The sequence below is a fragment of the Dactylosporangium maewongense genome, from assembly GCF_039531485.1.
Lineage (GTDB): Bacteria > Actinomycetota > Actinomycetes > Mycobacteriales > Micromonosporaceae > Dactylosporangium > Dactylosporangium maewongense.
In genome coordinates, this window is sequence record NZ_BAAAQD010000003.1 from 298,593 (window position 1) to 321,344 (window position 22,752).

19 protein-coding genes and 1 tRNA gene are annotated in these 22,752 nt (G+C 72.1%); 7 read left to right on the top strand and 13 right to left on the bottom strand.

Annotated features, from left to right (window positions below; all coding sequences use genetic code 11):
- Positions 1 to 45 precede the first annotated feature (45 nt).
- Positions 46 to 1,158: a hypothetical protein gene (locus tag ABD332_RS11030; RefSeq protein ID WP_344501712.1), complete on the top strand. Its 1,113-nt coding sequence runs from the start codon at positions 46 to 48 to the stop codon at positions 1,156 to 1,158.
- Positions 1,159 to 1,441: 283 nt separating this feature from the next.
- On the opposite strand, the gene ABD332_RS11035 is transcribed toward ABD332_RS11030, so the two are convergent.
- Positions 1,442 to 1,765 (bottom strand): hypothetical protein, encoded by a 324-nt coding sequence (locus tag ABD332_RS11035; RefSeq protein ID WP_344501713.1) that lies wholly within the window; start codon positions 1,763 to 1,765, stop codon positions 1,442 to 1,444.
- 147 nt (positions 1,766 to 1,912) lie between these two features.
- Between ABD332_RS11035 and ABD332_RS11040 the strand changes: the two genes are divergently transcribed.
- Entirely contained in the window at positions 1,913 to 3,595 is a 1,683-nt protein-coding gene (locus tag ABD332_RS11040) for an aminotransferase class V-fold PLP-dependent enzyme (RefSeq protein WP_344501714.1), read from the top strand.
- Positions 3,596 to 3,681: 86 nt separating this feature from the next.
- A complete protein-coding gene (locus ABD332_RS11045; protein ID WP_344501715.1) occupies positions 3,682 to 4,599 on the top strand; it encodes a S1C family serine protease in 918 nt (305 codons plus the stop codon).
- 695 nt (positions 4,600 to 5,294) lie between these two features.
- Here ABD332_RS11045 and ABD332_RS11050 read toward each other — a convergent pair.
- Both ABD332_RS11050 and ABD332_RS11055 read right to left on the bottom strand, forming a co-directional pair.
- The gene (locus tag ABD332_RS11050; RefSeq protein WP_344501716.1) at positions 5,295 to 6,659 is read right to left on the bottom strand and encodes a cystathionine beta-synthase; all 1,365 of its coding nucleotides are present in this window, start codon (positions 6,657 to 6,659) and stop codon (positions 5,295 to 5,297) included.
- Between the two features lie 27 nt (positions 6,660 to 6,686).
- Positions 6,687 to 7,037 carry a YkvA family protein gene (locus tag ABD332_RS11055; protein ID WP_344501717.1) on the bottom strand — a complete coding sequence of 117 codons (351 nt, stop codon included), beginning with the start codon at positions 7,035 to 7,037 and terminating at the stop codon, positions 6,687 to 6,689.
- Between the two features lie 293 nt (positions 7,038 to 7,330).
- Here ABD332_RS11055 and ABD332_RS11060 point away from each other — a divergent pair, with 293 nt between their 5' ends.
- From ABD332_RS11060 to ABD332_RS11070, 3 genes are all read left to right on the top strand, one after another.
- Complete coding sequence (locus tag ABD332_RS11060) at positions 7,331 to 8,398, top strand: SGNH/GDSL hydrolase family protein (RefSeq protein ID WP_344501718.1); 1,068 nt, start codon at positions 7,331 to 7,333, stop codon at positions 8,396 to 8,398.
- A gap of 16 nt (positions 8,399 to 8,414) precedes the next feature.
- Positions 8,415 to 9,212, top strand: coding sequence for an SGNH/GDSL hydrolase family protein (locus ABD332_RS11065; protein ID WP_344501719.1), 798 nt, complete (start codon positions 8,415 to 8,417; stop codon positions 9,210 to 9,212).
- 71 nt (positions 9,213 to 9,283) lie between these two features.
- Positions 9,284 to 10,531, top strand: coding sequence for an acetyl-CoA C-acetyltransferase (locus ABD332_RS11070; RefSeq protein WP_344501720.1), 1,248 nt, complete (start codon positions 9,284 to 9,286; stop codon positions 10,529 to 10,531).
- A 53-nt stretch (positions 10,532 to 10,584) separates the two neighbouring features.
- On the opposite strand, the gene ABD332_RS11075 is transcribed toward ABD332_RS11070, so the two are convergent.
- From ABD332_RS11075 to ABD332_RS11090, 4 genes are all read right to left on the bottom strand, one after another.
- Positions 10,585 to 10,902, bottom strand: a complete 318-nt coding sequence (locus ABD332_RS11075; protein ID WP_344501721.1) for a hypothetical protein — start codon at positions 10,900 to 10,902, stop codon at positions 10,585 to 10,587.
- Complete coding sequence (locus ABD332_RS11080) at positions 10,902 to 11,711, bottom strand: Bax inhibitor-1/YccA family protein (protein ID WP_344501722.1); 810 nt, start codon at positions 11,709 to 11,711, stop codon at positions 10,902 to 10,904. The genes ABD332_RS11075 and ABD332_RS11080 overlap by 1 nt, the downstream gene beginning before the upstream one ends.
- Before the next feature lie 94 nt (positions 11,712 to 11,805).
- Entirely contained in the window at positions 11,806 to 14,889 is a 3,084-nt protein-coding gene (locus ABD332_RS11085) for a lamin tail domain-containing protein (RefSeq protein ID WP_344501723.1), read from the bottom strand.
- 167 nt (positions 14,890 to 15,056) lie between these two features.
- Positions 15,057 to 15,137: transfer RNA gene (locus ABD332_RS11090), tRNA-Leu, on the bottom strand.
- Between the two features lie 76 nt (positions 15,138 to 15,213).
- On the opposite strand from ABD332_RS11090, the gene ABD332_RS11095 reads away from it, so the two are divergent.
- Positions 15,214 to 16,998, top strand: a complete 1,785-nt coding sequence (locus tag ABD332_RS11095) for a hypothetical protein (protein ID WP_344501724.1) — start codon at positions 15,214 to 15,216, stop codon at positions 16,996 to 16,998.
- On the opposite strand, the gene ABD332_RS11100 is transcribed toward ABD332_RS11095, so the two are convergent.
- The 6 genes from ABD332_RS11100 to ABD332_RS11125 all read right to left on the bottom strand — a co-directional run bounded on the left by ABD332_RS11100 (position 16,995) and on the right by ABD332_RS11125 (position 22,745).
- Positions 16,995 to 18,362 (bottom strand): NAD(P)/FAD-dependent oxidoreductase, encoded by a 1,368-nt coding sequence (locus ABD332_RS11100; RefSeq protein WP_344501725.1) that lies wholly within the window; start codon positions 18,360 to 18,362, stop codon positions 16,995 to 16,997. The genes ABD332_RS11095 and ABD332_RS11100 overlap by 4 nt on opposite strands.
- A 123-nt stretch (positions 18,363 to 18,485) precedes the next feature.
- Positions 18,486 to 19,058 (bottom strand): hypothetical protein, encoded by a 573-nt coding sequence (locus tag ABD332_RS11105; protein WP_344501726.1) that lies wholly within the window; start codon positions 19,056 to 19,058, stop codon positions 18,486 to 18,488.
- Positions 19,055 to 20,392: a DUF58 domain-containing protein gene (locus tag ABD332_RS11110; protein WP_344501727.1), complete on the bottom strand. Its 1,338-nt coding sequence runs from the start codon at positions 20,390 to 20,392 to the stop codon at positions 19,055 to 19,057. The genes ABD332_RS11105 and ABD332_RS11110 overlap by 4 nt, the downstream gene beginning before the upstream one ends.
- Positions 20,385 to 21,374 (bottom strand): AAA family ATPase, encoded by a 990-nt coding sequence (locus ABD332_RS11115; RefSeq protein ID WP_344501728.1) that lies wholly within the window; start codon positions 21,372 to 21,374, stop codon positions 20,385 to 20,387. The genes ABD332_RS11110 and ABD332_RS11115 overlap by 8 nt, the downstream gene beginning before the upstream one ends.
- A complete protein-coding gene (locus ABD332_RS11120) occupies positions 21,371 to 22,039 on the bottom strand; it encodes a hypothetical protein (RefSeq protein WP_344501729.1) in 669 nt (222 codons plus the stop codon). The genes ABD332_RS11115 and ABD332_RS11120 overlap by 4 nt, the downstream gene beginning before the upstream one ends.
- Positions 22,029 to 22,745, bottom strand: coding sequence for a DUF4129 domain-containing protein (locus ABD332_RS11125; protein WP_344501730.1), 717 nt, complete (start codon positions 22,743 to 22,745; stop codon positions 22,029 to 22,031). The genes ABD332_RS11120 and ABD332_RS11125 overlap by 11 nt, the downstream gene beginning before the upstream one ends.
- Between the last annotated feature and the right edge of the window lie 7 nt (positions 22,746 to 22,752).

A 22,752-nucleotide genomic window follows, 5' to 3' on the forward strand; every position in this document is an offset into this window, starting at 1 on the left:
GTGAGCATCCCCAGCCAGCCGTTCCGCCTGAGAGGACCCTGCTCAATGTCATTCGTGCAATCCCGCTTTGCCAGAGCCGCCGGCGCAGGCTCGGCCGCGGCAACGCTGCTCAGCGCGGCGGCGCTGATCGCCACGCCGATGGCGGCCCACGCCGCCCCCGCCGCCACCTCGATCACCATCGCATCGCCGGCCGGCGGCAAGGTCGCCGCGGACACCGACAAGCAGGTGGTCATCATCAACGTGGTCGGCCTGACCGGCGCGACCCTCGACGAGAACTCGGTGGCGAGCGTCGACCTCGGCGCCGACACCGACTGCCAGGGCCTCGACTTCTACATAGTGACCGGGACCACCCAGATCGCGACCAAGACGCCCACCGGCGGCTGCGCGGCGACGTCCGGCGTCGCCTCCGAGACGATCGCGATCAACTTCGCCAACAGCGGCGGCACCCTCACCAAGGCGCTGTCCGGCCTGGTCTTCATCGCGCCCCCGAAGCTCGACACCACCGCCCCGGTCATCACCGACCTGAGCAGCGCGCTGCAGTCCGCGGACCAGATCCAGCAGTTCGTCTCGACCGGCGGCCAGACCATCCGCGTCAAGGCCGACAACGACTTCACGTTCAGCGGCGCGGCCAACTCCCTGTCGGCGACGCTGGGCGGCAAGCCGCTGACCGAGGTCAAGGTCTGGAAGAAGACCGACGGCACGCAGATGACCACGGCCCCGTCCGGCACGACCGAGAACGGCAACTGGTTCACCGGCAAGACCGCCGCCGGCATGACCAACGGCAACCTGTCGATCACCCACAACGGCGTCACCAAGACGTGGAGCGCCACCGACCTCGGCACGAGCGTCGTCACGGTGCCGGTGGTGACCGCCATGACGCCGAACATCGGCAAGATCAACATCGCCACCGGCGTGACGCTCACCGGCACCTTCACCGGCGCCACCGGCGTGAACTTCTGCGGCGTCGCCGGCACCAACTTCGTGCTGAACACGGCCGGCACCTCGATCACCGTCAAGACGCCGACCTCCGGCCTCGCCGACGACCCGGCCGGCCTCGGGACCGGCAACTTCTCCGGCGTGTGCCCGGTGAAGGTCGTCGCTCCGGCCGGTTCGAACATCCACACCGCGACCACGGTGTTCTCGTTCGTCGCCGAGTGACGCACGGCAACGGCCCGGCCTCCACATCGTGGAGACCGGGCCGTTCCGGTTTGCTGGGGTTTTGGCAGGCGAGGGCACACCATCGCGATATATGCGGGGGAACCACGAAAGGTGTGCCCTCGCCTGCCGGGTAGACCCGCCCGATCCCTGGGGAGGACGCCTGGCCGGAGGCGTTCGGAGCCGGCGGAGGCATGCCGGCAACCGTGTCCGAGCGGGTCTTTGTGTCGCGGTGACCACGGCCATGGCGGGAGCGCCGAAGTCACCGCTCAGATCAACGATCGTGCTAGAGAAAGGTTCCCCGGTTGCCGCCGGCGCGGTGCCAGCCGCCCCTGGAACGCTGCGGGGCGCCGAGGTCGATCCGCCAGTCGGGCATCGTCCTCAGGCTGTAGAGGTCGTGCCGGGCGGTCCAGGCCTCGTTCCACGGCCGCCGCGAGGCGGCCTCGGCGTTCTCGGCGAGCCGGCGTGGCGCGCACGGCCACTCCCGCCCGCACCAGATGCACTGTCCGTCACCGTCCGACCCGTTGTGCCGGCTCAGGATCTGCGTGGCGTCGCGCCACAGCAGACGGTCGACGACGTCTGTTGGCTCGGACTGGTCAACACTGACCAACTTCCCTACCCCCAAACTCTTGAGGCTCCCTGAGAACCTCCGGACGAAACGTTAAACAATCGGGCTGCACGCGTGGGCGGACAGCCTGTGCGATTCCCGTGCGACCACTCGAAAGGGGACGGCGTGGCGGAGCGGATAATGGCCCCCATGGAGAGCCCCCTGCTGCAGCGCATCCGCGACGCCGTCATCGGTGACGACCAGGTGATGTGGGGGCCGTATGGCGCTCGCCGCGTGACCTACGCCGACTACACCGCGTCAGGACGGGCGCTGGACTTCATCGAGCGGTTCATCCGTGACGAGGTGCTGCCGCGGTACGCGAACACCCACACCGAGTCCTCCGGCACCGGGCTGCAGACGACCCGCCTGCGGGAGGACGCCCGCCAGATCGTCAACGACGCCGTCGGCGGCGACGCCGAGACCGTGGTCATCTTCACCGGGTCCGGCTCGACCGCCGCGATCGACAAGATGGTGCACATCCTGGGGCTGCGGGTGCCGGCCGGGCTCGACGACCGCTACGACCTGACGGCGCACATCCCGCCCGCCGACCGGCCCGTGGTGTTCATCGGCCCGTTCGAGCACCACTCCAACGAGTTGCCGTGGCGGGAGTCCATCGCGGACGTCGTCGTCATCCCCGAGGATCACAACGGGCACATCGACCTGTCGCGCCTGCGGGCCGAGCTCGAGCGGCACGCCGACCGGCCGCTGAAGATCGGCTCCTTCTCCGCGGCGTCCAACGTCACCGGAATCGTCAGCGACACCCATGCCATCTCGGCGCTGCTGCACGAGCACGGCGCGCTCTCCTTCTGGGACTTCGCCGCCGCCGCGCCTTACGTGGACGTCGCCATGTACGGTCCCGGCCCCGGCCAGTACAAGGACGCGGCCTTCATCTCGCCGCACAAGTTCGCCGGCGGGCCCGGGACGCCCGGCGTCCTCGTCGTGCGGCGCAAGGTGCTGCGCAACCGCGTGCCCACCGTGCCCGGCGGCGGCACCGTCGACTACGTCAACCCGACCGACCACCACTACATCGCCGACGCCGCGCACCGCGAGGAGGGCGGCACCCCGGCGATCGTCGAGTCCATCCGGGCCGGCCTGGTCTTCCAGCTCAAGCAGGCCGTCGGCACCGACACCATCCGCGACCTCGAGGAACGCTTCCTGCGCGAGGCGATCACGTCGTGGAAGACCAACCCCAACATCGAGATCCTCGGCAACCTGGACGCGTCGCGGCTGTCGATCGTGTCGTTCGTGGTGAAGCGGCCCGGCGGCCGCTACCTGCACCACAACTTCGTGGTGTCGCTGCTCAACGACCTCTTCGGGATCCAGTCGCGGGGCGGTTGCTCCTGCGCCGGCCCGTACGGCCACCGCCTCCTCGGCATCGACATCGAGCGCTCGCAGCGCTTCGAGCAGGAGATCATCGCCGGCTGCGAGGGCATCAAACCCGGCTGGGTCCGGGTGTCCTTCAACTACTTCATCTCCGACGCCGTACTGCGCTACATCGTCGACGCCGTCCACTTCGTCGCCACCAACGGCTGGGCGCTGCTGCCGCAGTACCGCTTCGACCCGTACACCGGACTCTGGAAGCACAGGGACGGCCTGGTCGAGCCGCCGCTGCGCCTCTCGGAGCTGCACTACGACGCCGACGGCGAGCTGCGCTGGCCCTCCAGGCACGAGCGCGCGCCCGAGTCGGCGCTGGCCGGTTACCTGGACGAGGCGGCGCTCATCGTCGCCGAGGCCGCCCAGGTCTCACAGGTCGAGCAGCCCGACGGCGTCGTCTCCGCCAACTTCGAGGCCCTCCGCTGGTTCGAGCTGCCCGCGATCTCGCTGTCGACCTGACGGGGCTTTCGCCGTTCGGCCTGACGGGGTATTTCGCTGTCGGCCTAACCGGGCATGGACACGTGCCGCGCGGCGTTGCGTGCGGCATGGACCCCGAATCCGACGCGCTCGACACGTACAGCAGGGTCGTCTCCGGCGTGGCGGCGGCCCTACTGCCGAGCGTCGCCAGCCTCAGCGTCAGCGGCCACTCCGGCTCGGCGGTCGTCTACACCCCCGACGGCTTCGTGCTGACCAGCGCCCACGTCGTGGCGGGCGCCGACGGCGGGCTCGCCGAGTTCACCAACGGGGTCAGCAGCAGGTTCGACGTCGTCGGCGCCGACCCGCTCGCCGACCTGGCCGTGCTGCGCATCCACGAGACGGGCGTGCCACCGGCGACCCTCGGCAACGCCGACGACCTGCGCATCGGCCAGCTCGTCGTCGCCGTCGGCAACCCGCTCGGCCTGGCCGGCTCCGTCACCGCCGGCGTCGTCAGCGCGCTCGGCCGCTCGCTGCCCGTCCGCGACGGCCGGCACGTCCGCCTCATCGACGACGTCGTGCAGACCGACGCCGCGCTCAACCCGGGCAACTCCGGCGGCGCCCTGGCCGACGCCTCCGGCAAGGTCGTCGGCATCAACACGGCCGTCGCCGGGATCGGGCTCGGCCTGGCGGTGCCGGTCAACAGCACGACCCGCCTGATCATGTCCGAGCTCATGGCCACGGGGAAGGTGCGCCGCGCCTGGCTCGGCGTGGCCGGCACACCCGTCGCGCTCCCCCAGCCGCTCGCCGACCGGGTCGGGCAACGCAAGGGCCTCCGGCTCGTCGAGGTCGTGCCGGGCAGCCCGGCGGGCCTGGCCGGCCTCTACGTGGGCGACGTGGTCCTCTCCGCGGGCGGCCGCCCGATCGTCGGCGTCCAGGACGTGCAGCGCCTCATGCTGGGCCCCGCCATCGGCCAGCGCCTGCAGATCACCGTCTTGCGCAAGGCCGCCCTGGTCGACGTGGTGGCCGTCCCCGAGCCGCTGCGCTGACCCCGCGCCTCCACCACTCCGCCCGGGCATCCCCCGCGGCGGGTTCTGACCCACCCATCCACAGCCGCCGCACGATCAACCCTCGATCCACCGGGCGACTTAAACTGGAGTGGAACGCACACCGCCTATTGGACGAAAGCCGCATTCCTAGGCATTGACCAACGTCTGCGCTACCGGCGGGCAACCCGAGGTCCCGCCGCTTGGCAAACCGGCGCAGGCGAACCCGCGCTCACCGACCACAGCGGTTTCCGGCCCACCCGTTCATAGATGTTGCGCGACCTACCCCCGATTCAGAGATCAATCCGCGGGTGGAGCGCGCACCTTCTATGGGACGAAAGCCGCACATCCGGGCATTGACCAACGTCTGCGCGCCGCCAGCAGGCAACCCCGGCCCCGCCGCTTGGCAGACCCGCGCAAGCAGGCCCACCCACGCAGACGCGCGCAAGCAGGCCCACCCACGCAGACCCGCGCAAGCAGGCCCGCGCCGCAGGCGAACCCACCCACGCAGGCCCGCGGAAGCGGATCTCACGCTCATCAACCGCGACAGCTTCCAGCCCAACCGCCCAAAGGCGTTGCGCGATCTAACCTCGGTTCGGGGACTTGAACCAGGTAGGTCGCGCAACGCCTACGAGCGAAAAGCCGTACATCTGGGCATTGACCAACGTCTGAGCGTTGCCGGCAGGTGAGGGGTTGGGTCAGCGCAGGTGGGCTAGGAGGTCCTGCCTGGTGATGACGCCGGCGGGTTTGCCGTCGATCAGGACGACCGCGGCGTCGGCCTTCTCCAGCAGTGCCACGGCCTCGCTGACGGGCTGGCCGCCGCCGATCATCGGCAGCGGGTCGCCCATGTGCTTCTCGACGATGTCGTGGAGGTGGGCCTGGCCGGTGAACAGCGCGTCCAGCAGGTCACGCTCCGCGATCGAGCCGGCGACCTCGCCGGTCACGACCGGGGGCTCGGCCTTGAGGACGGGGAGCTGGGAGACGGCGTACTCACGCATGTAGTCGATGGCGTCGCGGACGGTCTCGTTGGGATGCACGTGGACCATCTGCGGCATGTGCCCGTCCTTGCCGACCAGGACGTCGGCGACGGTCGGCAGTTCGGCGGCGGTACGGAGGAAGCCGTAGCGGGCCATCCAGTCGTCGTTGAAGATCTTGCTGAGGTAGCCGCGGCCGCCGTCGGGCAGCAGGACGACCACGACGTCGTCCGGGCCGGCCTCGCGGGCGACCTTCAGCGCCGCGGCGACGGCCATGCCGCAGGAGCCGCCGACGAGCAGGCCCTCCTCGCGGGCCAGGCGGCGGGTCAGGTCGAAGGAGTCCTTGTCGGACACCTCGACGATCTCGTCGCAGACGTCGCGGTCGTACGTCGTGGGCCAGAAGTCCTCGCCCACGCCCTCCACGAGGTACGGCCGCCCGGTGCCACCGGAGTAGACGGAGCCCTCGGGGTCGGCGCCGACGATGCGGACCGTGCCGCCGGAGACCTCCTTGAGGTAGCGGCCGACGCCGGAGATCGTGCCGCCGGTGCCGACGCCGGCGACGAAGTGTGTCACCTTGCCGGCTGTCTGCTCCCAGACCTCGGGGCCGGTGGTCTCGTAGTGGGAGCGGGGGTTGGCCGGGTTGGCGTACTGGTCGGGCTTCCACGCGCCGGGGATCTCCCGGGCCAGCCGGTCGGAGACGTTGTAGTAGGAGCGGGGGTCCTCGGGCGCGACGGCGGTCGGGCACACGACGACCTCAGCGCCGTAGGCCCGCAGCACGTTCTGCTTGTCCTCGCTGACCTTGTCGGGGCAGACGAAGACACACCGGTACCCGCGCAGCTGCGCGACGAGGGCGAGCCCGACCCCGGTGTTGCCGCTGGTCGGCTCGACGATGGTGCCGCCGGCCTTGAGCAGGCCGGCCTTCTCGGCCTCCTCGACCATGCGCAGCGCGATGCGGTCCTTCACGCTGCCGCCGGGGTTGAGGTATTCGACCTTGGCCAGGACGGTGGCGGAGATCCCGTCCGTCACGTTGCGGAGCCGGACAAGGGGCGTGTTGCCCACCAATTCGACGACGTTGTCGTAATAGCGCACACGGCCAGCGTATAGCGCCGGAATCGGCTACTTGACGACGTGCCCCGGAATCACGTTGTCGCGCTGCTTCTCCCACTCCAGGAAGCGCTCCAGCTCGTCCAGCAGCGCACCGGCGAAGTAGGTCGCCATCGCCAGGTCGTCGACGACGCCGAGCACCAGCAGGAACAGCTCCGGCACGGCGTCGATCGGGGACACGATGTAGACGGCCGAGGCGGCGAGCAGCGCCAGGCGGGTGCCGCCGTCGTATTCGCCCTTGACCGTCGCCTTCACCATCCGCGGGATGGCGCTGAGCCGCTTGCCGAGCCCGGGCGTGCCGGGCTTGAAGACCCTCAGCAGGGCCGTCCACGCCAACCGCCGTCGCAGCGCGCTGTCCGCCATGATCGCCGCCCTCTCTCCTCTGGCTATGAATGTAACGGTGTCTGTCACGGACGGCGCGCGGTAAGAATGACGGATGGATCTCGACGGTCCCCGCGCGGGAGCGGACGTTTGGCCGGTCGTTCCCCGCGGGCAATCGGAGAGGACCACCTGGGCAGGGATGATCACTCACGGCAGCGGCCCACGTCGTGATCGGTCGGGATGAAGACGATCGGGATCTTTACTTGAGAGAGCGGATACTTGTGGACCGGGGGTTAGCCTCGCCAGGGCGTTGAGGGGCGAGAGGCGGGAAGGCGATGGGGGCGTTGAGGCTTCGGTCAGAGCAGGTGCGGCGGATCGCCACGGCGGCGGCGCTCGGCAGCGGCGGCATCGCCGGCGCCGGCGCGCTGTTCTACGGCGTGGTCGTCGGACAGGCACTGCTGGCCCGGCGGGTCATCCCCCAGGTCGTGAGCCCTCCCCCACGCGCCGACGGCACCTACGGCGCCCACTTCGACGGCGAGCCGATCCGCCTGGTCGTGCTCGGTGACTCCTCCGCCGCGGGGTATGGGGCGGAGGTGCCCAGCGAGACCTTCGCCGCGTCGGTCGCGGCCGGGCTGGCGGAGCAGCAGCGGCGACCCGTGTGGATGCGCTGCCTCGCCGTCGTCGGCTGCGAGTCGCGGGGGCTGCCGCCGCAGGTGGACGTGGCGCTGCGGCACCGCCCCGACGTGGCCGTGATCTGCATCGGCGGCAACGACGTCACCCACCGGGTCAGCGTGCCCCTCGCGGTGCGGCACCTGGTCGACGCGGTCCGCCGGCTGCGGGCCGCAGGCATCCATGTCGTCGTCGGCACCTGCCCCGACCTGGGCACGATCCGGCCGATCCAGCCGCCGCTGCGCTGGCTGGCGCGGCACTGGAGCCGGCAGATGGCGACGGCGCAGACGATCGCGGTGGTCGAGGCCGGTGGGCGGACCGTGTCGCTGGGTGACCTGCTCGGCGAGCTGTTCTACGCGGAGCCGGACCGGATGTTCAGCTTCGACCGCTTCCACCCCTCCGGCGCCGGTTACCTCGCGGCGGCGCAGGCGGTCCTGCCGACCGTGGTCGCGGCGCTGACCGAGCCCGAGGTGGCGGCGCCGCTGACCGCGTCGCTGCGGGCGGGCGAGGGCGTGCGGTCCCTGCCGCGCGCCGCGGCCGAGGCCGCCCAGCGCCCCGGCACCGAGGTCAGCGCGGCGCAGGTGGCCGGCAAGGAGCGCGGCCCGGCGGGCCGCTGGGCGCAGCTGCGCCACCGGGTCTGGCACAGGCTGCCGCAGCAGGCGGCACGCGAGCCCGCACAGGCACCCGAGACCGCCTCGGCGGTGCCGGACCGCTCCCCGCAGGAGTCCACATGACCACGATGGAGTCGGCATGATCACGATCAAGCGACTGGCGCGGATGGCCACGGTCACCGTGATCGCCGGCACGGTCGGCGGCGCCGCGGTCCTCGCCGCGCAGGCGATGGTCGCCCGCGCCCGGCCCTACGCGAAGCCCGACATGCGCCTGGCGATGCGCTCCTCCGTCGGCGCCGCCGGCAAGCCGCCGATGCGGCTGGTCCTGCTCGGCGACGCGACCGCGCTCGGCGTCGGCGTCGACCGCGTCGCCGACACCGTCGGCGGCCAGCTCGCGGCGCTGCTGTCGGAGGGCACCAGCGAGGGCGCCGTGGGCCGGCGGGTGGAGCTGTCCAGCGTCGCCGTGGCCGGCTCCCGCTCCTCCGACCTGGCCACGCAGGTGGCACGGGCGCTGGTCGGCCCCGCCCCAGACGTGACGGTCATCCTCGTCGGCACCAACGACGTGACCCACCTCGGCCGCGGCTCCGACGCCGCCGAGTACCTCGGCTCGGCCTGCCGCCGCCTGCGCGACGCCGGCATCCCGGTCGTCGTCGGCACCTGCCCCGACTTCGGCGCGCTGCGCGCCTTCGCGCCCCCGCTGCGGCAGCTGCTCGGCTGGCGCAGCCGCAGGGTGGCGAAGCAGCAGGCCGTGGCCGCGAGCGCGGCCGGCGCGGTGGTGGTCGACCTGGCCGCCCGCACCGGCGCCGTCTTCCGTGCCGACGCGGGCACGCTGTGCCACGACGGCTTCCACCCGTCCGCCGACGGCTACCGCGTCTGGGCCCACGCCCTCCTCCCCGCCGTCGAGGAGGCCGCCGCGGTCCGCGGTTTCCTGCACTGAAGATGCACTAAGTCTGCAGATTTCTCACAGGTGCTCGCAGGGGTTGATTACCCTGCAGTAGCGTCGGTGGTATGCCGGAAGCTGTCATCGTCGCCACCGCCCGGTCCCCGATCGGCCGTGCCGCCAAGGGATCGCTGCGCGAATTCCGCCCCGACGACCTCGCCGCGACCATCGTGCGCGCCGCGCTCGCCAAGGTGCCCGAGCTCGACCCGCGGGACATCGAAGACCTGTACCTCGGCTGCGGCCTGCCCGGCGGCGAGCAGGGCTTCAACATGGCCCGCGTGGTCAGCACGCTGCTCGGGTTCGACCACCTGCCGGGCGCCACCACCACCCGCTACTGCGCGTCGTCGCTGCAGACGACCCGGATGGCGTTCCACGCGATCAAGGCCGGCGAGGGCGACGTGTTCATCTCCGCCGGCGTGGAGTGCGTGTCGCGCTTCGCCCGCGGCAACTCCGACGGCCTGCCCACCGAGGCGCAGGCGGCGGTCGGCGGCCCCTGGCAGAACCCGGCCTTCGCCGACGCGTACGCGCGCACCACCAAGCGCGCCGAGGGCGGTGGCGAGCCGTGGCACGACCCGCGCGAGGACGGCGCCCTGCCCGACATCTACGTCGCGATGGGCCAGACCGCCGAGAACCTCGCCGAGCTCGAAGGCGTCACCAGGGCCGACATGGACGAGTTCGGCGTCCGGTCGCAGAACCTGGCCGAGGAAGCGATCAAGAACGGCTTCTGGGCCCGCGAGATCACCCCGGTGACCGCCCCCGACGGCACGGTCGTCTCGACCGACGACGGCCCCCGCGCCGGGGTGACCCTGGAGGGCGTGGCCGGCCTGAAGCCCGTGTTCCGCCCCGACGGCCGGGTCACCGCCGGCAACTGCTGCCCGCTCAACGACGGCGCCGCCGCAGTCGTCATCATGAGCGACGTCAAGGCCCGCGAGCTGGGCATCACGCCCCTCGCGCGCATCCTGTCGACCGGCGTGACCGCCATGTCGCCGGAGATCATGGGCATCGGCCCGGTCGAGGCCTCCCGCAGCGCCCTGAAGCGGGCCGGGATGACCATCGACGACGTCGACCTCGTCGAGATCAACGAGGCCTTCGCCGCGCAGGTGATCCCGTCGTACCGCCAGCTGGGCATCCCGATCGAGAAGCTCAACGTCAACGGCGGCGCCATCGCCGTCGGCCACCCGTTCGGCATGACCGGCGCCCGCATCACCGGCACGCTGATCAACTCGCTGAACTGGCACGACAAGTCCATCGGCCTGGAGACGATGTGCGTCGGCGGCGGCCAGGGCATGGCCATGGTCATCGAGCGCCTGTCGTAGATAGGGTCGCGTCAGCCGGGCGCGGGCATCACAGCCTCACTGAGACGCAGGCGTCAGAGCTGCCCGCGCACGGCCTTCACCATCTCGGCGGCCTCGTCCACCAGGGCGGGGCCGCCGAAGCGTGCCAGGTCCGCCGCCACCACCCGCAGCTGGTCGGGCAGCGCGAGATCGTTGTCGAGCCGCGGCACCGGCAGGCGCGGCCGGCCCTCGGCGTCGGCGCAGCGGTCGGCGAGCCACTGGATCAGCTCGTGCACCGCGTCGCCGCGCGGGACCCCGGACACGCCGGACGCCGCCCACCGGGGCGGCGTCCAGTGTCCGACCTGGCCGACCAGCCTGCCCACCGTCGCGGTGAGCGGGTCGTCGGCACTCATCAGCGTCGCAGGTAGCTGAGCATGCGCAGGATCTCCCAGTACAGGAAGATCAGGCCGACCAGGATGCCGAACGAGCAGTACCACGCGTACTTCTCCGGCAGGCCATACCGGACACCCTGCTCGACAGCGTCGAAGTCGAGGACGAACGTGAGCGCGCCGACGACGATGATCACGAGGCTGAAGACGATCGGCAGCCAGCCGACCTTGCCGTCCAGGCTGTACTCGCGCAGGCCCAGGTTGATGTCGAAGAGGTAGAACAGGTAGTTGGCCAGGCTCAGCACCACGACGCCGATGAGCGCGCCGATGACCATCTTCGTGAAGCGGGGCGTGGCCCGCACGATCTGCAGCTTGTAGAGCACCGCCATGATCGCGAAGATGCCGAACGTGCCGATGACCGCCTGGATGACGATGCCGCTGTAGGCACCCTCATACCAGCGGCTGACCAGGCCGAGCAGCACGCCCTGCAGTGCCGCGTAGGCCATGATGACGGCCGGGTTGGTCACCTGCGCGAACGAGATGACCAGGCCGAGGACCAGGCCCGCGATGAGCGAGCCGATGGTCGCGATCGCGGTGATGGCGCCACCGGCCGGCAGCAGCACCCACGACACCGCACCGAAGATGCCGGTGATCGCGAGCAGGGCGACGGTGCGGACGACGACGTCGTCCATGGTCATCGCCCGCGTTGCGGCCGGGGGCTGCGGCACCCCATAGCCGGACTGGGGATACCCGAAGCCCGGGGGCGACAGCTGCGAGCGCTCCTGCCTCGCCGCCTGACCCAGGCGGTTGAGCACCGGGTTCGAACTCTGCACGATCAGCCTCCAGAGGCGTCGCATTCATGTGTACGACCAGCGTACCGCGTGTGCCGGCGCTGAGTGGATCTCAGTTTCGCCGGCACACGCGGTGTCAGACGCCGAACGACTCGCAGCGACCGCCGGCGTTGGTGTTGTTGCCGCGACCTGCGGCGGCGCTGTCCGTGCCGGCGCCGCAGTCCACCACGTCGTTGCCGCTGCCGGTGCCGATCACGTCGGCGCCCGCGCCCGTCGAGACGGTGTTGTTGCCGTTCCCGGCGTCGACGCGGTCGTCGCCGGCACCGGTGGTGATGCTGTCGTTGCCCGAGGCGGTGACGACCACGTTGTTGCCGTCGCCGGCGCGGATGACGTTGTTGCCGCCGCCGGCCTCGATCCGGTCGTCGCCGGCGCCGGTCGTGATGACGTCGTTGCCCGAGGCGGCGATCACGGTGTTGGTACCGGCGCCCGCGTCGACGACGTTGTTGCCGCCGCCCGCGTCGATCAGGTCGTCGCCACCCGCGGTCGTGATGACGTCGTTGCCGGGGCCGGTCACGACGCAGTCGGACCCGCCACCGCCGGTGACGGTGTCGTTACCGCCGCGGCCGACGATGAGGTCGTTGCCGGCGGTGCCGGCGAGGCGGTCGTTGCCGGTGGTGCCGACCACGACCGCGTCGACGGCGCCGCAGGTCAGCCCGGCCGCCTGCACCGTGACGGCGCCGGTGTGCCGGATGCCGGTGAGCGCGTCGGTGAGCTCGAGCGAGCCGCCGGCCGGGACGCTGAACGTGACCGGCACCGAGCGCACGGTCACCGCCACGGTCGCGGCGTCACCGGCGAGGGTCGACACGCCGACCAGGCCGGTGAGCAGGTAGGAGCCCTCCCCGAACCGGATCGCCGCGTCGCTGCCGGACAGCTGGACCTCGGCGGGAGCGGTACCGGCGCCGACATCGAACCGGACCGACGACGACGGCCCGGCGGACACCGCGACGGTGCGCCCACCCGTGCCGACGATCCGGCCGGAGACGGCCGCCGTGGCGAACGTCGCGTTGGCCGGGTCCGCGGGCGCCGGGTCGACGGCGTCGAGGATGCCGTCGTCGTCGGCGTCCAGGTCGACGCAGGTGATCGTGCCGGCGCGCAGCGCGTGCCCGTCGGTGCCGCTGTCGTCGGACCAGACCACCGGCTTGCGACCGGCGACGCACGCCTGCTGCGGCGCGATCGCGAAGCCCTCGTTGTTGAGGTTCGGCATGCCGGCGGGGCGCTCGTACAGGCCGCTGACGGCGAACGCGCCCGCGGTCACGTCGAGCGTGGCGACCCGGCCGTTGCACGTGTCGTCGCAGACGGCCCACAGGTGGCCGGTCTCCGGCTCGAACTCCAGGTCCATCACCGACGGGAACCCGCTGGCGAACGTCGCGACCCGGACGAAGCCGCCCGGCGTGAGCGCGTACGCGTAGACGCTGCCGTTGGCCTCGAGCCCGACGAGGAAGAGCCCGTCGCCGTGGCCCGGGTACACGGCCGGGTCGTACGCGGCGCCGGTGCGCTGGTCGGCGAACCCGTGCGCGGTGAGGTACGCGTCCGGCACCCAGGTGATCGCCTCCAGGCCGCTGTTCGCGGCGACGGCCGGCAGGTCGGCGGTGAGGTTCCACTCGGCGTTCGCGGTGCCGCTGACGCCGTCATAGCGCTCGATCGTGGGCCGGCTCACGCCGCTGACGGCGTTGTTCCGCTCGGTCGACACGTAGATCCCGTCCGGCCGCCACACCACGCCCTCCGCGTCGACGTCGCCGGTGCCGTCCGCGTAGTGCAGCACGGTGGCCGACGACGGCGTCCAGGCCGACCCGTCCCAGGTCAGGCGGTAGAGGGTGCCCGGTCCGTTCTTGACCGCCCAGAGGACGTCGCGGCCCTGGAACGACAGGCCGCTCATGTTCCCGCCGAACACGCCGGACTGGTCGGCGGTGGTGACGTCGGCGCCGCCCGGCCAGGCCGTGGCGGGCGTCTGGCCGGCGCAGGCGTTGGCCGCGCCCCGCGTCGAGGCGGTCGTGGCGGCGAACGGTCCGGTGCCGTCCGGGCAGCGGCCGTAGGTGATCGCCGCGTGGGCGGTCCAGGTGTACGAGTCGACCAGCGTCACCCCGTCGGCCGCGAAGAGCCGGGCGGAGTCGGCGGCGCCGAGGCCGAACACGGCATCCACGTCCAGGACCAGGTAGGCGCCGGGGGCGAGGGTGGTGTTGGCCGCGATGGTGAACACGTGCGTGTCGTCGTTGTCCTTCACCAGCCAGCCGGACACGTCGACCGCGGTGACGCCGGTGTTGACCAGTTCGACCCAGTCGCCGGGCGTGCCGCCGTTGGACTCGACCTCGTTGATCTTCACCTTGGCCGCCGGCGAGGTGCAGTCGTTGGCCGCGCCGCGCGTCGAGGACGACGTCGTCGCGAACTGCCCGGTGCCGTCCGGGCAGCGCCCGTAGGTCGTCGCCGCGTGGGCCGTCCACGAGTACGAGTCGATCAGCGTCGTGCCGTCGGCGGCGTAGACCCGTGCCGAGTCCGCGGCGCCCAGGCCGAACGCCGGGTCGACGTCCACCACGGTGTACGCGCCGGGGGCGAGGGTGGTGTTTGCCGCGATCGTGAACACGTGCGTGTCGTCGTTGTCCTTCACCAGCCAGCCGGACAGGTCGACGGCCGTGGCACCGGTGTTGAGCAGCTCGACCCAGTCGCCCGGGGTGCCGCCGTTGGACTCGACCTCGTTGATCCGGACCTTCGCGGCGGCCGGCGCGCAGTCGTTGGCCGCGCCGCGCGTCGAGGACGAGGTGGTGACGAAGGTGCCGGTGCCGTCCGGGCAGCGGCCGTAGGTCGTCGCCGCGTGGGCCGTCCAGGTGTACGAGTCGACCAGCGTCGTCCCGTCGGCCGCGAACAGCCGGGCGGAGTCGGCGGCGCCGAGCCCGAACGCCGGGTCGACGTCGACGACCAGGTAGCCGCCGGGCGCCACCGTCGTGTTCGCCGCGATGGTGAACACGTGGGTGTCGTCGTTGTCCTTCACCAGCCAGCCCGACACGTCGACGGCCGTGGCACCGGTGTTGACCAGCTCAATCCAGTCGCCGGGCGTGCCGCCGTTGGACTCAACCTCGTTGATGTGGATGGCAGGGGTGTCCGCCGCGACCGCCGAGGTGGTCGCAATGGCGACACCCGATAATGCGGGTAAAAGGGCAAGAATCACACGGAATGGGGTGCGCAATGTCGCCGGTCCTTCGCGGGAAATGTGTTTCCCGCGAGCCTCGACCACGAGGACGACCAGCACATGAACACACGGCGAAACGCTCGGTGCGAGTGCGTCGCCCGCCCTCGCGCGGCGCCCACCGCGCACGGTGGGACAGCAGGAAGGAGTGCCCGGGGCGGGGTTCGAACCCGCACGCCTCGCGGCAGCCGCTTTTAAGGCGGCCGTGTCTGCCGTTCCACCACCCGGGCTTAGAAACGCGTCTCACGGTAGCCCGTCCGACGAACCGTCAACACCGACAAGGGGACCGCCGTTACTGTCATCCGGGTGAGCAGCCCCCCACTGACCGACGAGGTTGAGATGGCGCCGCCGGAGCCCTTGACAAATGAGGGTCCACCGTTGCAGGCGTCGCGACGCTGGCCGGTCGACGTGGGCGCCGGGCTGCTCTTCATCCTCGCCGCCGCGCTGCTGACGCACCGGCTGTGGCCCGGTCCGGCCGGGCGCGTGCTCGCGCACAACCCCAGTGACCAGGCACTCGACGAGTGGTTCCTCGCCTACGCCACCCGAGCGTACCGCGGCGACTTCACCCTCGTGACCGGCATGCTCAACGCGCCCGAGGGCGTCAACCTCCTCGCGAACGCCTCGCTCATCGGCATGGGGCTGCTGATGGCCCCGGTGACCCTCGCGTTCGGCGCGCCCGTCACGTTCAGCCTGCTGGTCGCCGGCAACCTCGCCGCGACGGGGATCGGCTGGTACCTGCTGTTCGCCCGCACCCTCGGGACGCACCGGGCCGGCGCGCTGCTCGGGGGCGCGTTCGCCGCGTTCGCGCCCGGCATGGTGTCGCAGTCCAACGCGCACCTGCACATGACCGCGGCGTGGCTGGTGCCGCCGATCGTCTGGTGCGTGGTCCGCCTCGCCCACCAGACGGACGTGACGTGGCGGACCGCGCGGACCGGAGTGCTGCTCGGCGCGCTCGTCACCGCGCAGTTCTTCGTCGGCGAGGAGGTGCTCTTCCTCGCGGCCGTGACCCTCGCGGTGTTCACGCTGGTGTTCGCGGCGGCGGCCCGGCCGTCGCGGCGGGTGGTGCCGCCGTTCATCCTCGGCCTGGGCATCGGCGCCGGACTGGCCGCGGCGCTGCTGGCGTACCCGCTGTGGCTGCAGTTCCAGGGGCCGCAGAGCGCCTCGGGCGGGGTGTTCCATCCCTCCTTCTTCTCCGCCGACCTCGCCAGCTTCACCGCCATCTCGCCGCAGTCGCTCGCCGGCGACGACAGCGCCGCGCGGCTGGTCAGCGGGCCCGCGGAGTACACCACCTTCTTCGGCGCGCCGCTGCTGCTGGTCGCGCTCGGGGCGACGGTCTGGATGTGGCGGCAGCCGGCGGTCCTCGCGTCGGCCGTGACTACGGTCGTGCTGTCGCTCTTCGCGCTCGGCCCGTGGATCGTCGTCGACGACTCGCCCACCGAGCAGCGTGGGCCGTTCGCGCTGCTGTCCGGCCTGCCGGTGATCGAGTCGGCGCTGCCGACGCGGTTCGCCCTCGGCACGATCCCGTTGCTCGCCGTGATCGTGGCGCGGGTCGTACACGCGGCGATCACGCAGACGGAGACCCTGCGGCTGCTGGTGCCGGTCGCGGTGACGGCCGCACTCGTGCCGCTCGCCCCGGTGCCGCTGCCGGTGACCGACCGTGCCCCCGCGCCGCGGTTCTTCACGGAGGGGTACTGGCGGATGTACACGCCCGAGGACGGCGTGGTCGTGCCCGTGCCGCTACCGGATCCGCGGGACCCCGACGCGATGCGGTGGGCGGCGGCGACCGACGTGCGGATCGCCACCCCGCAGGGCTGGTTCATCGGGCCGTACGGCAAGGGCGGCGCGGCGGCCGTCGGCGTCTACCCGCGGCCGACGTCGCAGCTGCTGCAGCGGGTCGCGAAGTCCGGGTCCGCCGCTTTCCCGACCGACCAGGACCGGACCGCGCTCGCCCGCGACGTCGCGTACTGGCGGGCGGCGTCCTTCGTGCTCGACCCCCGCCACCCGAACGCCGGGGCGCTCAAGCAGACCATGGACGGCCTGCTCGGCCCCGGCGAGCGGGTCGAGGACGTCTGGGTGTGGCGCGCGCCTTAGGCCGCTTTCGCCTTCTGGTCCGACTTGGCCGTCGGGTGCAGCGGGATCGGCGGGGCCACGGTCAGGAACGGCTCGCGCGGCTCGTGCAGCGACCCGAGCGCGACGACCTCGCGGCGCAGCACGAGCTGCAGCGTCCAGTCGACCAGGACCCGGATCTTGCGGTTGAGCGTGGGGATCCTGCTCAGGTGGTACGTCCGGTGCATGAACCACGCCGGCAGCCCGCGGACCTTGACCCCGTAGACGTGCGCGACGCCCTTGTACAGGCCGAGCCCGGCGACCGAGCCGACGTGCTTGTGCTTGTACTCCACCGGGCGGCGCCCACGCACCACGGCGGCGATGTTGTCGGCGAGCCGCGCCGCCTGGCGGACCGCGTGCTGCGCGCTCGGCGAGCACAGCGCCCCGGGCACCGCCGACGTGAGGTCCGGCACCGCGGCGCAGTCACCGGCGCTCCAGGCCCCGTCGACGACGTTCTGGTCGGCGTCCACGACCTGCAGCGTCGGCAGGCAGGTGATCGCCCCGCGCTGGGTCCGCGGCAGGTCCGTGTCCTCCAGCATCGGGTGCGGCTTGACGCCCGCCGTCCACACGATCGTGTCCGCCGGGAACTCGTCGCCGTCGGACAGCTTCACGATCCCGTCGACGCACGACTCGAGCCGCGTGCCGAGCCGGATGTCGATCGCGCGCCGGGTGAGCTGCACCACCGTGTAGGCGCCCATCTCCGGCCCGACCTCGGGCAGGATCCGCTGGGCCGCCTCGACGAGCACGAACCGCACGTCTTCCTGGGGGATCTCCGGGTAGTACCGCAGCGCGCCCCGGACCATGTCCTCCATCTCGGCGAGGGCCTCGATGCCCGCATACCCGCCGCCGACGAACACGAACGTCAGCGCCCGGCGCCGGGTCGCCTGGTCGATCGTGGTCGCGGCGACGTCGAGCCGGTCCAGCACGCTGTTGCGCAGGAAGATGGCCTCACCGATCGTCTTGAAGCCGACCGCGTGCTCGCGCAGCCCCGGGATCGGCAGCGTCCGCGACACCGACCCCGGCGCGACGACGATGTGGTCATACGGCACCTCACGAGGCGGCCCCACGATCGGCTGGACGATGGCCACCTTCCGGGCGTGCTCGATCCGGGTGACCTCACCGGCGAGCACGTGGCAGCGCTTCAGCTCGCGCCGCAGCGGCACGACCGCGTGCCGCGGTGAGATGTTGCCGGCCGCCGACTCCGGCAGGAACGGCTGGTAGGTCATGTGCGGCTGCGGATCGACAACCGTCACCTCCGCCTCGTGCCGGCCCAGCTTCTTGGACAGACGAAGAGCGGCGTAGAGCCCGACGTGCCCCGCACCGACGATAAGGATTCGCTTAGCAGCCACACCAGCAACGCTAGCCGCGAACACCCCTCATCTTCAGTCAGGCCACAGACATGTAACGACCATTACGCAAGCTGTAACCGCACTCACTGTAAATCCCCCCCACCGCTGCCGCGGTGGGGGTTATTACGGCGCTTTGCGGGTGATCAGCCAGGCCAGGGTGGCGGCGGCCAGGACGCCTACCAGGGAGGCGAGGAGGAAGACCGGGCCGATGACGGCCTTGACCACGGCCAGGAGCATGACGCTGACGATGGCTGAGGCGCTCACGATGGCGGTGGCGCGCAGGAGCCAGGCGACGATGATGCCCGGGGAGACGATGGCGTCGTAGGGCAGGGCGGCGGCCAGGGCGGACAGGGAGTGGGTGAGATAGAGGACGGTCGCCAGGGCGATCAGGCGCGGGATGGTGATCTTCTGGCCGTACGTGTAGGTGTTCAGGAGCCAGCCGAAGGCACACAGCAGGATGGCCAGTCCGACCAGGCGGGTGCGGGGGAAGAGGGCGGGCAGCGCGGCCAGTACAGCGGCCATCAGCAGGGCGAGAGGGCTGAGGATCACCTCGGCCGGGAAGGCGACCAGGGCCGCGACCAGGGTGAGCAGGAAGACCGCGAAGCGGACGAGCAGGGGGCCGGCGGCGGCACGCTCGAGCATGTCCTTGAGGCGGCCCAGGCGGGTGAGCAGGGCGTCCTGCAGCTCCTCGATCATTTGGTGACCGTCCGGGAGAGGGCGACGCGGGCCACGCCGCGCAGGACCTCGTCGAGGCTGCCGGCGCCGCCCCAGGGGACGACGGGGACGCCGTGCTCGCGGAGCTGGCCGATGACGCTGTCGCGTTCGAGGAGCCAGAGGCGGTGGGCGACCGCGCCCCACGGGCCGGTGCCGCGCAGGGCGGCGGAGGGCTCGGTGAGGGTGTCGACGGCGACGACGAAGCGGCCCGCGCGGGCCAGGTTGGCGAGCATCGATGCCGAGCGGGGGTCCAGGAGCGGGGTGAGGACCATGACCAGCGCGTTGTGCTGCACCATGTGCGGGCCGAAGACCGAGGGTGGCGGTTCGTCGGCGACCTGTGCGGGGCTGATGTCGAGCAGCCACTCGAGGGTCGTCATGTAGTGCCTGCGGCCGCTGGCGGGGCGCAGCTGGCGGATCTGGCCGCCGTACTGCAGCAGCGCCACCCGGTCGCCGCGGCGCAGGTAGTGCTCGGCGATGCCGGCGGCGGCGCGGACGGTGGTGTCCAGGACGGACGCGCGGCCGTCGATGCCGCCGGAGCGGCCGGCCTCGTGCAGGGCGTCGAGCAGGACGACGACCTCGGCGTCGCGGTCGGAGAGGGTACTGACGACGTGCAGCTCCCGCGTGCGCAGGGAGACGCGCCAGTCGATGCGGCGCAGCCGGTCGCCGGAGCCGAAGCGGCGGACGCCGGCGAGCTCGCCGCCTTCGCCGGGGCGGCGGGAGCGGTGGCCGCCGACGTGGCCGGCGGCGCGGGGCATGGCCTCGGCGGCGTCGAAGTGCTCGATCGCCGGGTACGCCTTGATCGGCAGCGCGGGGGCCTGCACGGCGCGGCTGATGAGCAGGCCGTCGGCGGCGAAGCCGTGCGCGTCGACGGGGCCGAGCGGGTGGCGGCCCCAGCGCAGCACCCGGCCGTGCAGGTCGACGGAGGCGATCGTGCCGGGGTCGACGCCGACGGCGTACGGGCGGTCGCTGTGCTCCAGGCGGATCCAGCGGGGCACGGCGATGCGGACCACGACGAGGTCGAATCCGCCCGGGTTGGGGTTGCCGACGCCCACGCTCACGTCGAGGTCGGCGCCCTCGACGACGAACGGCTCGGCGGCGGTGACCTCGAGGGTCGGCGCGCGGGCGGGCCGGCGCAGCAGCGACAGGGCGGTGCCGAGGGCGAACGGCGTGGCGAGCAGGACCAGGTCGAAGCGGCCGATGAGGACGGCGACGAACACGAGCACGCCGGCGACGAAGACCGCCCGGCCGAGCGCGCGGGTCGGTTCGAAGGCCCGCGCATGGGACCGCACGCCCGGCGAGGGGCGCCGCTCAGCCACGCCTTCCGCCGTACGTGGGCAGCGCGCCGCTGGCGGGTGCCGGGGTCTGCGCGAGCACCTCGCCCACGACGGCCCGGGGGTCGATGCGCTTGAGCCACATCTCCGGCAGGAGCGTGATGCGGTGGGCGAGGGCGGGCACGGCGACGGCCTTGACGTCCTCGGGGATGACGTAGTCGCGGCCGCTGAGCGCGGCGGCGGCCCGGGCGAGCAGCAGCAGCGCGAGCGAGCCGCGGGGCGAGGCGCCGACGAGGACCTGCGGGTGGGAGCGGGTCGCCGCGGCGAGGGTGACGATGTACCGCCCGATCGAGTCCTCGACGCTGACGTCCTCCAGCGCGCCCTGCATGGCGAGGAGGGTCTCGGAGTCGACGACCGGCTCGAGGATCGCGTCCTCCTGCCGGCGGGACATCCTGCGGCGCAGGACCTCCCACTCCTCGTCGGCGTCCGGGTATCCGAACGACACCCGCAGCAGGAACCGGTCCAGCTGCGCCTCGGGAAGCGGGTAGGTGCCCTCGTACTCGATCGGGTTGGCGGTGGCGAGGACGTGGAACGGCGGGTCCAGCCGGTACGTGGCGCCCTCGACCGACACCTGCCGCTCCTGCATCGCCTCCAGCAGCGCCGACTGCGTCTTCGGCGGGGTGCGGTTGATCTCGTCGGCGAGCAGCAGGTTCGTGAAGACCGGGCCGGCACGGAAGGTGAACTCGTGCGAGCGCTGGTCGTAGAGGAACGAGCCGGTGACGTCGGCGGGCAGCAGGTCGGGGGTGAACTGCAGCCGCCGGAAGCTGATGCCGAGCGCCTGCGCGAACGAGCGCGCGGTCAGCGTCTTCGCGAGACCCGGCAGGTCCTCCAGCAGCACGTGCCCGCCGGCGAGGATCCCGGCCAGCACCAGCTCCAGGGAGTCGCGCTTGCCGACGACCACCGTGCCGACCTGGTCGAGGACCACCTTGGCGATCCGGCCAACCTCGGCCGGTGCGAGCGTCTTCATAGCCCCTCCACCTTCGCGACGATCGATGCTACGTCTCCTGGGCTCGGCACGCGTGACGGCGGCTGGTGCAGCAGCGTCCACAGCTCCTCCCCCAGCAGTGCCCTTGCCTGTCTCGGCGACCCCGCCAGGGTGATCCCGTGCTTCTGCCGCAGCCTGGTGTCGACCAGGTCGGAGATGCGGGGCACGACGAGCGCGGCGAAACGTTTCGCGTCGCGCTCGCCCCAGACGAGGCGGTCCTCCCACCGGCCGACGGCGAGGCGCAGGCCGTCGAGGACGGGGACGCCGTCGAGGACCTCGCCGGTGCGCCGCGTCCTGGCCAGGGCCTTCTTCTTGGCCAGGGTCGGCGGGCGGACCGGGGTGAGGCCGCGGCCGGTGACGGTGACCGGCAGCTCGTCGGCATGGACCTGCCGCAGCGCCTCCTGGATGATGCCGACCGCCAGGATGCCGAGGAAGACGAGTGGGTACGACACGGTCAGGCCCACCACGTACAGCAGCCCCCAGCCGACGGTGGTGAGCGCGAACGCGATGAACAGCCGCCGGATCCACCAGCGGGTGTCGTACGGCCGGGACGGGCGGCGCACCGGCCGCGGGTCGGCGGCGACGGCGGTGCGGCCGGCGTCGAAGAGCTCTTCGAGGCTGACCATCTCGTCGGGGTTACGCGCCACGGGCCGCACCTCCCTGCAGCGACAGCTCCGAGCGCAGCTGCCGCAGCGCCTCGATCGCGCCCTGGCGGGACCGCTCGTCGACGGGGCGGGTCGCGTACCGCGCCTCGCGGTAGACGAAGGCGAGCCCTTCGAGGGTCGACCGGCTGACCTGGTGGCCGGCGAGGAGCCGGGTGACCAGGTCGGTGGGGCTGTCGCCGGTCTCGCGGGGGGTGCCGGCGGCCGCGGCGGCCCGCTCCAGGCGGACCCAGCAGGCGATGACCGCGCGGCGTGGGTCGGTGTCGGTGTCGGAGAGCTCGACGATGCCGGCGTCGACCGCGGCGATCACCTCGGCGCCGCCGTCGGTCATCGGGGTCGGCTGCTTCGGCTCGACGAAGAGCCGGGCCTTGCGCTTCGGGCCGGCGTTGCGCAGCAGCGACCAGGCGAGCCAGCCGATGAGCACCCCGACGACGAGCAGGCACAGGATGCCGGCGGTGTACGTCACCCAGTCGGGGAGCGCGAACGGGGCTTCCTCCGGCGCGGCCGAGGCCAGCGGCCCGCCCGAGGTCATGACGTCCGGCGTCGGGGACACCGCGGGCGGCGTCGCCAGCAGCTCCGGCACGGGCACCTTGCTGATCTCGGGCGACGAGGTGGACGCGGCCGCGGCGGCGATGCCGAGCACGGCGACGACGGCGAGCACCGGCAACCAGCGGTTGAAGGTGCGGTCCATGACATCC